The 12,684-nt window shown below is 69.2% G+C and carries 10 protein-coding genes and 1 tRNA gene; 3 read left to right on the top strand and 8 right to left on the bottom strand.

Going from position 1 to position 12,684, the window contains the following annotated elements; genetic code table 11:
• Together CCN72_RS25160 and pyk are read left to right on the top strand one after the other, a co-directional pair.
• On the top strand, positions 1–759 hold a 759-nt coding region (locus tag CCN72_RS25160), incomplete at its 5' end, for a SidA/IucD/PvdA family monooxygenase (protein WP_158101410.1).
• Between the two features lie 127 nt (positions 760–886).
• Positions 887–2,326 (top strand): pyruvate kinase, encoded by a 1,440-nt coding sequence (gene pyk / locus CCN72_RS25165; RefSeq protein ID WP_086809856.1) that lies wholly within the window; start codon positions 887–889, stop codon positions 2,324–2,326.
• Positions 2,327–2,478: 152 nt separating this feature from the next.
• Here the strand turns inward: pyk and CCN72_RS25170 are convergent.
• Positions 2,479–2,553: transfer RNA gene (locus tag CCN72_RS25170), tRNA-Leu, on the bottom strand.
• A 100-nt stretch (positions 2,554–2,653) separates the two neighbouring features.
• Between CCN72_RS25170 and CCN72_RS25175 the strand changes: the two genes are divergently transcribed.
• Positions 2,654–3,310, top strand: coding sequence for an ANTAR domain-containing response regulator (locus CCN72_RS25175; RefSeq protein ID WP_037653222.1), 657 nt, complete (start codon positions 2,654–2,656; stop codon positions 3,308–3,310).
• Positions 3,311–3,382: 72 nt separating this feature from the next.
• Here CCN72_RS25175 and CCN72_RS25180 read toward each other — a convergent pair whose 3' ends face one another.
• From CCN72_RS25180 to CCN72_RS25210, 7 genes are all read right to left on the bottom strand, one after another.
• Entirely contained in the window at positions 3,383–4,099 is a 717-nt protein-coding gene (locus tag CCN72_RS25180) for an ABC transporter ATP-binding protein (protein ID WP_085564227.1), read from the bottom strand.
• Positions 4,096–5,100: an ABC transporter ATP-binding protein gene (locus CCN72_RS25185; RefSeq protein WP_086809858.1), complete on the bottom strand. Its 1,005-nt coding sequence runs from the start codon at positions 5,098–5,100 to the stop codon at positions 4,096–4,098. Before CCN72_RS25185 ends, CCN72_RS25180 begins: the two co-directional genes overlap by 4 nt.
• 6 nt (positions 5,101–5,106) lie before the next feature.
• Positions 5,107–6,879: an ABC transporter permease subunit gene (locus CCN72_RS25190; RefSeq protein ID WP_086809862.1), complete on the bottom strand. Its 1,773-nt coding sequence runs from the start codon at positions 6,877–6,879 to the stop codon at positions 5,107–5,109.
• Positions 6,880–6,884: 5 nt separating this feature from the next.
• Positions 6,885–7,814, bottom strand: coding sequence for a branched-chain amino acid ABC transporter permease (locus CCN72_RS25195; protein WP_037653224.1), 930 nt, complete (start codon positions 7,812–7,814; stop codon positions 6,885–6,887).
• A 108-nt stretch (positions 7,815–7,922) separates the two neighbouring features.
• Positions 7,923–9,131: a branched-chain amino acid ABC transporter substrate-binding protein gene (locus tag CCN72_RS25200; RefSeq protein WP_086809864.1), complete on the bottom strand. Its 1,209-nt coding sequence runs from the start codon at positions 9,129–9,131 to the stop codon at positions 7,923–7,925.
• Between the two features lie 599 nt (positions 9,132–9,730).
• Positions 9,731–10,219, bottom strand: coding sequence for a hotdog fold thioesterase (locus CCN72_RS25205; RefSeq protein WP_086809866.1), 489 nt, complete (start codon positions 10,217–10,219; stop codon positions 9,731–9,733).
• A 46-nt stretch (positions 10,220–10,265) separates the two neighbouring features.
• Positions 10,266–12,569 carry an FdhF/YdeP family oxidoreductase gene (locus CCN72_RS25210; RefSeq protein WP_086809860.1) on the bottom strand — a complete coding sequence of 768 codons (2,304 nt, stop codon included), beginning with the start codon at positions 12,567–12,569 and terminating at the stop codon, positions 10,266–10,268.
• Between the last annotated feature and the right edge of the window lie 115 nt (positions 12,570–12,684).

Raw genomic sequence — 12,684 nt, forward strand, 5'->3', positions numbered from 1 at the left:
TTCCTCGACCTGCTGCGCCGCCGCCCGGTCGGCGAGGAGCGGCTGCACTGGATCGGCCGCAGCCCCGCGTTCTCCCCGATGGAGTACTCCAAGCTCGGCCTGGAGCACTTCACCCCCGACTACACGCGCTACTTCCACGCCCTCGCCGAACCCGTCCGCGACCGGCTGGTCGGCTCCCAGTGGCAGCTGCACAAGGCCGTCGACGCCGGCACCCTCGCCGCCATCCACGACGAGCTGTACCGGCGCACCCTGAACGGCGGCTGGCCCGACGCCGTCCTCACTCCGGGCGTGCGGGTGCGCACCGCGGGCCGGATCGCCGGCAACAAGATCGAGCTCCATCTGGAGCACCTGGACGAGAGCAGCCGCTCCCGGCTCGCCACCGACGCGGTCGTCCTCGCCACCGGCTACCAGCAGCGGCCCCTCGACCGGCTGCTCGCCGGGCTCGACCCCTATATGCGCCGGGACGCGGGCGAACGGCCGCGCATCGACGCGGACTTCCGCCTGGTCCTCGACCCCTCGGTCACGGGCTCCGTCTACGTCCAGAACGCCGAAGTGCACACCCATGGCGTCGGCGCCCCCGACCTGGGCCTCGCCGCCTGGCGCGGCGCCACCATCCTCAACTCGCTCACCGGAAAGGACCCGTACCCCCTGCCGACCCGTACGGCCTTCACCACCTTCGGGCTGCGCGAACCGCATTCCACCGTCCCCCAGGCCCGGCACTCCACCCAGCGGATCACCCCGCTCGTCGAAGAGAAGTGAGCGTAATCCGCTCATAGGAGCGGCCGTCCGCACAATTCAACACTTGTCAATAAGGCTTCACGTAAAGGTTGTTGAGTGGTCATGCGGCCCGGAATCTCTACCGACGGGTAAGCCCTAGGCTCGAACCATGCGCCGAGCAAAGATCGTTTGTACATTGGGGCCCGCCACCGACTCGTACGACCAGATCAAGGCACTGGTCGAGGCCGGAATGGACGTCGCCCGCTTCAACCTCAGCCACGGCACCCGCGCCGAACACGAGGAGCGTTACCAGCGCGTGCGCAAGGCTGCCGACGAAACCGGCCGCAGTGTCGGAATCCTCGCCGACCTTCAAGGTCCGAAGATCCGCCTCAGGCGTTTCGCCGAGGGGCCGGTACTCCTTGAACGCGGTGATGAGTTCACCATCACCGTCGAGGACGGCGTGGAGGGCGACCGCCACCGCTGCGGCACCACCTACGCGGGGCTCGCCGGGGACGTCGCCCCCGGTGAGCGCGTGCTGGTGGACGACGGCCGGGTCTGCCTGGAGGTCACCGCCGTCGACGGCCCCCGGGTGCGCACCCGGGTGATCGAGGGCGGCATGGTCTCCGACCACAAGGGCCTCAATCTGCCCGGTGTCGCCGTCTCGGTGCCCGCCCTGTCCGAGAAGGACGAGGAGGACCTGCGCTGGGCGCTGCACATCGGGGTCGACGTCATCGCCCTCTCCTTCGTGCGCAGCGGCGACGACGCCCGGGTGGTGCACCGCATCATGGCCGAGGAGGGCCGCCGCCTCCCGGTGATCGCCAAGATCGAGAAGCCGCAGGCGGTGGCCAATCTGGACGACATCGTGGCCGCCTTCGACGGGTTGATGGTCGCGCGCGGCGACCTCGGGGTGGAGATGCCCCTGGAGCAGGTGCCGATCGTCCAGAAGCGCGCCATCAAGCTCGCGCGGCGCAACGCCAAGCCGGTCATCGTCGCCACCCAGATGCTCGACTCCATGATCGACAACGCCCGGCCCACCCGTGCCGAGGCCTCCGACGTGGCCAACGCGGTCCTCGACGGCACGGACGCGGTGATGCTCTCCGGCGAGACCAGCGTCGGCAAGTACCCGGTCGAGACCGTGCGCACCATGGCGAAGATCGTCATGGCGGCCGAGGAGGACATGCTGGCCAAGGGGCTGCCGCCGCTGACCGAGCGGAACAAGCCGCGCACCCAGGGCGGCGCGGTCGCCCGCGCGGCCGCCGAGATGGGCGACTTCCTCGGCGCCAAGTTCCTGGTGGCCTTCACCCAGTCCGGGGACACCGCCCGTCGGCTCTCCCGCTACCGCCCGCCGATCCCGCTGCTCGCCTTCACCCCCGAGCCGGCCACCCGCTCCCAGCTCAGCCTCACCTGGGGCGCCGAGACCTTCCTCGGCCCGCACGTCGACTCCACCGACGCCATGGTCGAGCAGGTGGACGAACTGCTGCTGCGGTACGGCCGCTGCGAGAAGGGCGACGTCGTGGTGATCACGGCCGGCTCCCCGCCCGGGGTCTCCGGCTCCACCAACATGGTCCGCGTCCACCACATCGGCGAGGACGACGACCCGGAGGCGTGAGCGACGCCCCGGAGGCGCCCGCGGCGACCCGGAGGCGTGAACGACGGCCGGGAGCGTATGCGGCCGGGTACGAGAAAGGGCCCCTTTGCCGAAGGGGCCCGCACAAATCTGCGAATCAAGAAAACCGGTGACCTTGGAAAACAAGGAAAAAGTGCCCCGGGTCGGACTCGAACCGACACTGTACGGGTTTTGAATCCGTTGCCTGCTGCCAATTGGGCTACCGGGGCTCGCAGAATCAAAGGTTTCCCCCGACCCTCCGCGCGTCCACCATACCGTAGCTAGGTAGGCTCTTGTCAGCAGTACCCCTGCACCGAACGAGGAGCCCCCGTGACCGCCGAGTCGCCCCAGCCCGTAGACGCGCCCGACGACGACAAGTCGCACGTGCCTCCGCTGACGACCCGTGTCGTCATCGCCGAGGACGAGGCACTGATCCGCCTCGACCTCAAGGAGATGCTGGAGGAGGAGGGGTACACCGTCGTCGGTGAGGCCGGCGACGGCGAGCAGGCGATCGAGCTGGCCCGCGAGCACCGGCCGGACCTGGTCATCCTGGATGTGAAGATGCCCAAGCTGGACGGCATCTCCGCGGCCGAGAAGATCGCCGAGGAATCCATCGCCCCGGTCCTGATGCTCACCGCCTTCTCCCAGCGCGACCTGGTCGAGCGTGCCCGGGACGCCGGCGCGATGGCGTACCTGGTCAAGCCGTTCAGCAAGAGCGACGTGGTGCCGGCGATCGAGATGGCCGTCTCCCGCTTCACCGAGCTGAAGCAGCTGGAGCAGGAGGTCGCCGACCTCACCCTGCGCCTGGAGACCCGCAAGCTGGTCGACCGCGCCAAGTCCATCCTCCAGACCGAGTACGGCCTGACCGAGCCGGCCGCCTTCCGCTGGATCCAGAAGACCTCCATGGACCGCCGCATGTCGATGCAGCAGGTCGCCGAGGCCGTGATCACGGACAACGAGGAGAAGAAGGCCGCCAAGAACGGCTGAGCCCGCTCCCGCGTACGACGATGCCCGCGCTCCCCGGAAAGGGGGCGCGGGCATCGTCGTACCGAAGGGGCGTCAGTCCTCGCCCAGATACGCCTTGCGGACCGACTCGTCGTGCAGCAGATCCTGTCCGCTGCCGGACAGCACGATCGAGCCGACCTCCATCACATGGCCCTGGTCGGCGAGCGAGAGCGCCGCCTGGGCGTTCTGCTCGACCAGCAGGATGGTGGTGCCCTGGGACTTCAGTTCCGCGATCGTCGCCAGGATCTTCTGCATCATGATCGGCGACAGACCCATGGACGGCTCGTCCAGCATCAGCAGCTTGGGCCGGGACATCAGCGCCCTGCCCATGGCCAGCATCTGCTGCTCGCCGCCCGAGAGGGTGCCCGCGGCCTGCTTGCGCCGCTCACCCAGGATCGGGAAGAGGTCGTAGGCACGCTGGATGTCCTGCTCGATGCCGTCCTTGTCCTTGCGCAGGAAGGCGCCGAGCTGGAGGTTCTCCGCGATGCTCAGACGCGGGAAGATGTGCCGGCCCTCGGGGGAGTGGGCGAGGCCCAGGGCGACGATCTTGTGCGCCGGGACGCCGGTGAGCGGTTTGCCGTCGAACAGGATCTTTCCGCCGACCGGCTTGAGCAGCCCGGACAGGGTGCGCAGGGTGGTCGTCTTACCGGCGCCGTTGGTGCCGATGAGGGTCACGACCTGGCCGGCCTCGACGCTGAACGAGATGCCCTTGACGGCCTCGATCTTGCCGTAGGCGACCCTGAGGTCCTCGACCTCCAGCAGTGCGGTCACTGGGTCTCTCCCTCTGTGCTGTCGGCGGAACCAGCCGCCTCGACCTCGGCCGCCCCGGCCTCCGTCGCCTCACCCTCGCCCTCGGCCGTGCCGGCCCGCGCCGTGTCGGCCTCGGTCGTGTCGGTCGCGGCGGCCTTCGCCGTGTCCACCGTCCCGGCCGTGTCCGCCGTGTCGGCCGCGGCCGCTCCGGCCTCCGCCGCCTCGACCTCCGCGGCTTCCGCCGCGCCCGGCTCGCCCTCGAAGGGCTCGCCCAGGTAGGCGGCGATGACCCGCTCGTCGGCCTGGACGACCTCGGAGGTGCCCTCGATCAGCTTCTCGCCCTGCACGAGCACGGCGACGCGGTCGCACAGATTGAAGATGAACCGCATGTCGTGCTCGATGACGAGGACGGCGATGCCCATGTCCCGGATGGCGAAGACCAGTTCCTCGGTGGTCCGGGTCTCCTGCGGGTTCATGCCCGCCGTCGGCTCGTCCAGGAGCAGCAGGCCGGGCTCGCTGGCCAGCGCCCGCGCGATCTCCAGCTTGCGCTGCTCGCCGTAGGGCAGATTGCGCGCCAGGTGCTCGCGCTTGTCGGCGAGGCCGACGAACTCCAGGAGTTCCAGGGCCCGCGCCTCGGACTCGCGCTCGGCCTTGCGGAAGCCGGGGCCGCGCAGCAGCGCTGACCACAGGCCCTCCTTGGTCCGCGTGTGGCGGCCCACCAGGACGTTCTCCAGAACGGTCATGTTGGCGAAGAGCCGGATGTTCTGGAAGGTACGGGCGATGCCCGCCTGCGTCACCAGGTGCGGCTTGGGCGGCAGCACCTTGCCCTGGTAGGCGACGGTGCCCTCGGTGGGGACGTACAGACCGGTGAGGCAGTTGAAGAAGGTGGTCTTGCCGGCGCCGTTCGGCCCGATCAGGCCGACGATCTCGCCGCTGTTCACCGTGAAGTCCACGGACCGTACGGCGGTCAGACCGCCGAACCGCATGGTGACGTCACGGGCTTTGAGTACAGGTGTCGTCATGGTTCCTTACGCCCCTGCCTTGGTGACGGCCGTGTCCTCGGACAGCGTCGTCTGTGCCGGTACGTCGAGCTGGCCGGTCTCGTGGAACTCCAGCTTGCGGCGGCGGTTGGCGATGATGCCCTCCGGCCGGAACCGCATGAGCAGGATCAGCGCCACACCGAAGGCGAGCAGCTCGTAGTTCTGCATGAACTGGAGCTTCTCCGGGATGAGGTAGAGCAGGCTGGCGCCGAGCAGCGGGCCGCTGACGGTGCCCATGCCGCCGAGGACGACGGCGGCCAGCAGGAAGGCCGAGTTGGGCGGGGCGGCGCCGGCGAACTGGTACGGCTGCGGGTTGACGCTGTAGTTCACATGCGCCATCACGGTGCCGGCCAGGCCCGCCAGGGAGGCGCCGAGCGCGAACGCGATCAGCTTGACCCGGAAGCCGTTGATGCCCATGGCGGTCGCGGCGGTCTCGTCCTCGCGGATGGCGATCCAGGAGCGGCCGATCCGGGAGTCGGCGGCGCGGGTGAAGACGAGCACCACGATGGCCGTGATGATCAGCATCAGGAACAGGTAGTTGGCGAACCGGCCGAGGGTGAACGAGCCGAAGGTGTGGGCGTCGCCCAGGTTGAACCCGAAGAGCTGGATGTCGGGGATCTGGGTGATGCCGTTGGGCCCGCGGGTGATGTTCGGACCGGAGTCGCCGTCCAGGTTGTTGACGGTGATGCGGAAGATCTCTCCGAAGCCGAGCGTCACGATGGCCAGGTAGTCACCGCGCAGCCGCAGCGTCGGACCGCCGATCAGGACGCCGAAGACCAGCGAGGCGGCCATGCCGGTGAGCGCGGCGGCCCAGAAGGGGAAGTGCACCTGGAAGGGCGAGTACTCGGAGCCGGAGACCAGGGCGGCCGCGTAGGCGCCGACGCCGAGGAAGGCGACGTAACCGAGGTCGAGCAGACCGGTGAGGCCGACGACGATGTTCAGGCCGAGCGCGACGGTGGCGAAGATGAGGATGTTCACGCCGATGTTGGCGTTGTGGTCGTTGCTCTGCGTGAACGGGAAGATCACGGCGGCCACGAACGCCAGGCAGGCCGCGAAGCCCTTGTGGCGGGTGGACAGGGTCGTGTACCGGTCCAGGAGCCCGGCGTGTACCAGACCCCAGGCGGCGAAGACGCAGATCAGCAGGAAGCCGATGAAGGTCTCGCTGTCGTCGTCGTCGATGCCGATGCCGTAGGTGAAGACCACCAGGCCGAGGGCGGTGCCGACGGTGACGACGGCGCGTTCCACGAGCGGCGACAGGGTGCCGGGGCGGGGCTGGTCGGGCTTGGTGAGATAGCCCTTGAGACCGGTGCCCGGGGCCGGGTGCGGCAGGGCGAGGGCGCCGAGCACGGGCAGCAGGGAGGCGACCATCGCGACATACGCGCCCGGGTCGAGGTTGACCAGTCCGCCGAGGTCGACGGCGATGGCGATACCGGTGAACCAGCAGACGGCGAACGCCGACAGAGCGGTCAGGAACACCGGGCTGGTGGCGCCCGCCGGGTTCAGCCAGCCGAGGCCCTTCACCCGCCACAGGGCGAGCACGTACAGCAGGGTGAGCGCGCCGGCGACCAGGGCCAGGATCTGGAGTCCGGCCGGGTAGCCGTAGATGGTCAGGTTGCCGGGGAAGTCGGACGTCCAGGTCCAGCTCATGAAGGCGCTGGCGATGGTGCCGACGGCGCCGACGGCGATGAGCGGCCGGGCCACGGCGGCCGGCAGCGGCAGGGGGCCGCGCTCCGCCGGGGTCTGGAGGGTGGTGTCGGTCATGGTGCTCACGCCCTGTCCGCGACGCGTTCGCCGAGCAGACCTTGTGGTCTGAAGAGGAGTACGAGGATGAGGAGGACGAAGGCCCAGACCGGCGCCCAGCCCTGGCCGCCGAGCTGGTGCATGCCGGGGATGTCCGCGATGTAGGCGGTGGCCATGGCCTCGGCGATGCCGAGAACGAGTCCGCCGAGCATGGCGCCGTAGATGTTGCCGATGCCGCCGAGGACGGCCGCGGTGAAGGCCTTGAGGCCGGCGAGGAAGCCCATGTCGTAGGAGACCGAGCCGTACTTGAGGCCGTACGCGGTGCCCGCGACCGCCGCGAACAGGCCGCCGATGGCGAACGCGATCACGATGATGCGGTTGGTGTCGATGCCCATCAGCTGGGCGGTGTCCGGGTCCTGCGCGGTGGCCTGCATGGCGCGGCCGGTGCGCGAGAGCCGGACGAAGAAGGCGAGGATCGCCATGCACACCGGGGCGGCGATGATCAGGAAGAGGTCGCCGCTCTGCACGGTGACCGAGCCCAGGTGATAGGGCCCGAAGGGCAGCTGCGGGAAGACCCGGGCGGCCTTGGCGTTCGGGTACAGGTTGAAGACGAGCTGCTGGAGCGCGAGCGAGAGACCGATGGCCGTGATCAGCGGCGCCAGGCGTGGCGCGCCGCGTAGCGGCCGGTAGGCGAAGCGTTCGGCGCCGACGGCGATGAGTACGGCGACCAGGGCGCCGCCGACGAGCATCGCCGGCAGGGCTATCCACATGGATACGCCGTCCGGCAGGACGAGATACACCGTGAGGGCGCCGAAGCCTCCCGTCATGAAGATCTCGCCGTGAGCGAAGTTGATGAGCTGGACGATGCCGTACACCATCGTGTATCCGATGGCGATCAGACCGTACATCGAGCCGAGGAACAGCCCGTTGGCCAGCTGCTGCGGCAGGGTGTTCACCGCATGGCCTCCATGTGGTGGGGAGAGTCAAGGGGGCGGTAGAGGGCGGGCCGCGCGGTGACGGTGGTCAGTGCCGCGCGGCCCTGGAGTCGCGATGGGTGCCGCGGGCTACTTGGGGTTGGCGACGCCGCTCTTGACGGACTTCCACGCACCGTTGACGACCTGGTAGACGGTCAGCTGCTTGTTCGTGGTGTCACCGAACTCGTCGAACGAGATCTTGCCGGAGATGCCGTCGAAGGAGTTGTGCTGCACGGCGTCGACGACCTGGGCACGGGCGTCGTCGGGGAGCTTGCCGTCCTTGATGACCTGGCCGACGGCCTTGATGATCGCGGTGGTGGCGTCGTAGGAGTACGAGCCGTAGGTGCCGTAGTCACCGGGGTACTTCTTGGCCTTGTAGGTGGCCACGAAGTCCTTGGCGGCGGGCAGGGTGTCGACCGGGACGCCGATGGAGGTCGCGAGGTCGCCCTCGGCGGCCTTGCCGGCGGTCTTGATGTAGGTCGGGGTGAACATGCCGTCGCCGCCGAACAGCGGGATGTTGGCGCCGGCGTCCTTGAGCTGCTTGGTCAGCACCTGGGACTCGTCGTACTGGCCGCCGTAGTACAGGATGTCGGCGCCCGAGTTCTTGATCTTGGTGACGAGGGTGGAGAAGTCACGGTCGCCCACGCTGACGTGGTCGGTGCCGATGACCTTGCCGCCCTGCTTGGCGAACTGCTCCTTGAAGATCTTGGAGAGTCCTGCGCCGTAGGTCTGCTTGTCGTCGACGACGAACGCCTTCTTCTTGTGCAGACCGTTGTAGGCGTAGTCCGCCGCGAAGGCGCCCTGGAGGGCGTCCGTGGTCGCGGTGCGGAAGTAGTTCTTGAACGGGCGGACCTTCTTGGTCTGCCAGTCCTTGCCCTGGGTCAGCTCCGGGGCGGTGTTCGACGGGGAGATCTCCACCAGGTTGGCGGTGTTCAGGACCTGCTGCATCTGGGTGGCCACGCCCGAGTTGAGCGGGCCGACCACACCGAGGACGTCCTTCTCGGCGACCAGCTGGGTGGCGTTCTGCTGGCCGGTGGCCGGGATCGCCTTGTCGTCCAGCGCCTTGACCTTGAAGGTCACGCCCGGGACCGTCTTGTTCTTGTTCGCGTCGTCGACCGCTATCTGCGCGCCGTACTGGATGCCGAGGCCGGTCGCGGAGTTCTGGCCGGTCAGCGGGGCGTCCACGCCGATGGTGACCGTCACGTTGCCGCTGTCGCCGCCCTTGCTGTCATTGTTGCGGGAGCCGCAGGCGGTGAGAGTCAGAGCTCCGGTCGTCAGGACGGAGGTAAGAATCACCAGAGAACGCTGTCGCACAATCGATCCTTTCCGCAGGCATGAGCGGTCCCTGGAACGGGACGGCGTAGAGCCGCGTTGGTACCGAACTCCCGTTGGAGCGGTGACTGGCCGTGACTCTAAGCCCGCTATGGAGACCTGGGCAGCGCCGTAGGCGTCCTTGTGACTTTCTTGTTATGACGGCGTGGACGGGAAAGTTCCGCCAGGGATACTCTCGGCCGGTTTGGCGGAATTTCCTCACGGTCCACATTTTGAGAATGCGCACTTCCGGTTGGCCCTCGGGCCGAGGTCGTGGGCCGGTGCGCCCGGTGCCCCCGGGGCGCCCGGGGAAGATCACCCAGGGGTGCGCCCCCGAAGGGGAGCCAAGGGGTGCTTATTGCATGCATGTTACTCAGCGTTACACAGAAAAAGAAAGGTGCGGTATACAGCAATTTCGGGCGGCCGGATGCCGATATCTGCACCCCGGCCCCGGTGGACGTCAAGGGGTCGTTCCGGTCGGACGAGATAATTCCACTTTTCCGTATGCGAGATGACGCCGCATCGGTGACAAAAAGGCCCGGTCGCACCCCTTTTGGGGAGTGGACCGGGCCTTTGCTGAGGGAACGTCAGACCGCTGCGGGGGCCTGCTCGCCGTTCTGTGCGCCGAGGTCGCGGAGCATGCAGGTCAGCCGTGCGCTGCACACCCGGCGGCCCTGCTCGTCGCTGATGACGACCTCGTACGTCGCCGTCGACCGGCCCCGGTGCACGGGCGTGGCCACACCGGTCACCAGACCCGAGCGGATCCCGCGGTGATGCGTGCAGTTGAGGTCCACGCCGACCGCGACCTTGGTGCTGCCGCCGTGCAGCATCGCGCCGATCGAGCCCAGCGTCTCCGCGAGCACCGCCGAGGCGCCGCCGTGCAGCAGTCCGTACGGCTGGGTGTTGCCCTCCACCGGCATCGTGCCGACGACCTTCTCGGCGGACGCCTCCAGGATCTGCACGCCCATCCGCATGCCGAGGTCACCGGCCGAGAAGAGCGCGGGCAGGTCCACGCCGAGCGCCGCGTACTCCTCGATGACCTCCTGCGGGAACTGCACCTGCTGCTGCTCGCCCATGAGCCGGCTCCGTTCGTCGTACACCTGTCTTAACCTGAGCGAACGCTCAGTCGGTCGCCGATTGTTCCAGACGGCCTTCCGCGTGCGCCTCCAGGCGTACGACCACCGACTTGCTGGCCGGGGTGTTGCTGGTGTCGGCGGTCGCGTCCAGCGGCACCAGCACGTTGGTCTCCGGGTAGTAGGCCGCCGCGCAGCCCCGGGCCGTCGGGTAGAGCACCACCCGGAAGCCGGGCGCCCGCCGCTCCACGCCGTCCCGCCACTCGCTCACCAGGTCCACGTACGTCCCCTCGGCGAACCCGAGCGCACGCGCGTCCTCGGCGTTCACCAGCACCACCCGTCGGCCGCCCGTGATGCCCCGGTAGCGGTCGTCCAGGCCGTAGATGGTGGTGTTGTACTGGTCGTGCGAGCGCAGCGTCTGCAACAGCAGCCGCCCCTCGGGCAGTTCGGGGTACTCCACCGGCGCCGCGGTGAAGTTCGCCTTGCCGGTGGCGGTCGGGAAGCGGCGCTCGTCGCGCGGCGCGTGCGGCAGCGCGAAACCGCCGGGCCGGGCCACCCGCGCGTTGAAGTCCCCGAACCCCGGGACCACCCGTGCGATCCGGTCGCGGACGGCCGCGTAGTCCTTCTCGAACTCCTCCCACGGCACCACGCTGCGCTCCCCGAGCACCGCGCGCGCCATTCGGCACACGATCGCCGGCTCGGACAGCAGGCGCGCGCTCGCGGGCGCCAGCCGGCCGCGCGAGGCGTGCACCATGCCCATGGAGTCCTCGACGGTCACGAACTGCTCGCCGCTCGCCTGCTCGTCGCGCTCGGTGCGGCCGAGGGTGGGCAGGATCAGCGCTCGCGCGCCGGTGACCGTGTGCGAGCGGTTCAGCTTGGTCGACACATGCACCGTCAGCCGCGCCCGCCGCATCGCCGCCTCGGTCACCTCGGTGTCCGGGGACGCGGAGACGAAGTTGCCGCCCATGGCGAAGAACACCTTCGCCTCGCCGTCGCGCAGCGCGCGGATCGCCCGTACGACGTCGAAGCCGTGCTCCCGGGGCGGCGCGAACCCGAACTCCCGCTCCAGGGCGTCCAGGAAGGCGGGCGCGGGCCGCTCGAAGATGCCCATCGTGCGGTCGCCCTGCACGTTCGAGTGACCGCGCACCGGGCACACGCCCGCGCCCGGCCGGCCGATGTTGCCGCGCAGCAGCAGGAAGTTGACGACCTCGCGGATCGTCGGCACGGAGTGCTTGTGCTGGGTCAGGCCCATCGCCCAGCACACGATGGTCCGCTCGGAGGCGAGCACCAGCTCCAGCGCCTGCTCGATCTCCGTGCGGCTCAGACCGGTCGCGGCCAGCGTCTCGTCCCAGTCGGCGGACTCCGCGGCCTTGGCGAACTCCTCGAATCCATGCGTGTGTTCGCGCACGAACTCCTCGTCGACCGCGCCGTCCGTCGCCAGGATCAGCTTGTTGAGGAGCCGGAAGAGCGCCTGGTCGCCGCCGATGCGGATCTGGAGGAACAGATCGGTGAGCGCGGCGCCCTTGAGCATGCCCTGCGGGGTCTGCGGGTTCTTGAACCGCTCCAGGCCCGCCTCGGGCAGCGGGTTGACGCTGACCACCTTCGCGCCGTTCGCCTTGGCCTTCTCCAGCGCGGAGAGCATCCGGGGGTGGTTGGTGCCCGGGTTCTGGCCCGCCACGATGATCAGATCGGCCTGGTACAGGTCCTCCAGGAGGACGCTGCCCTTGCCGATGCCGATGGTCTCCGTCAGCGCCGAGCCGGACGACTCGTGGCACATGTTCGAGCAGTCCGGCAGGTTGTTCGTGCCCAGCTCGCGCGCGAAGAGCTGGTACAGGAACGCCGCCTCGTTGCTGGTGCGGCCCGAGGTGTAGAAGACGGCCTCGTCCGGGGAGGCGAGGGCGGCGATCTCCTCGGCGATGATGCCGAAGGCGCGCTCCCAGGTGACCGGCTCGTAGTGCGCCGCCCCTTCGGGGAGGTACATGGGATGGGTGAGCCGCCCCTGCTGGCCCAGCCAGTACCCGCTCCTGGTCGCCAGGTCGGCGACGGGGTGCGTGGCGAAGAACTCCGGGGTGACCCGGCGCAGGGTGGCCTCCTCGGCCACCGCCTTCGCGCCGTTCTCGCAGAACTCCGCGGTGTGCCGGTGCTCCGGCTCCGGCCAGGCGCAGCCCGGGCAGTCGAAGCCGTCCTTCTGGTTCACCCGCAGCAGCGTCAGCGCGGTGCGCCTGACCCCCATCTGCTGCTGGGCGATCCGCAAGGTGTGCCCGATGGCCGGCAGCCCCGCCGCCGCGTGCTTCGGCTCCGCGACCTGCGGCGCGTCCTGCACCGGATCACCCTTGGGCGGCTTCGTCGCCATCGCGCGCTCCCCTTCGACTGCGTGTACCACGTACGGGGCCGATCCTCCCATGGGGCACTGACAGGGGGAACGGGTGGCTCCAGGGCATGACAAGGGGGCGACGAGGGGGCTGGGG

Source organism: Streptomyces murinus (genome assembly GCF_002154555.1).
GTDB lineage: Bacteria > Actinomycetota > Actinomycetes > Streptomycetales > Streptomycetaceae > Streptomyces > Streptomyces murinus.

Excerpts from the sequence above, each read along its gene's own strand:
- pyk (WP_086809856.1), top strand. The coding sequence starts at position 887 with ATGCGCCGAGCAAAGATCGTTTGTACATTGGGGCCCGCCACCGACTCG.
- CCN72_RS25190 (WP_086809862.1), bottom strand. The coding sequence starts at position 6,879 with ATGACCGACACCACCCTCCAGACCCCGGCGGAGCGCGGCCCCCTGCCG.
- CCN72_RS25185 (WP_086809858.1), bottom strand. The coding sequence starts at position 5,100 with ATGACGACACCTGTACTCAAAGCCCGTGACGTCACCATGCGGTTCGGC.
- CCN72_RS25205 (WP_086809866.1), bottom strand. The coding sequence starts at position 10,219 with ATGGGCGAGCAGCAGCAGGTGCAGTTCCCGCAGGAGGTCATCGAGGAG.
- CCN72_RS25210 (WP_086809860.1), bottom strand. The coding sequence starts at position 12,569 with ATGGCGACGAAGCCGCCCAAGGGTGATCCGGTGCAGGACGCGCCGCAG.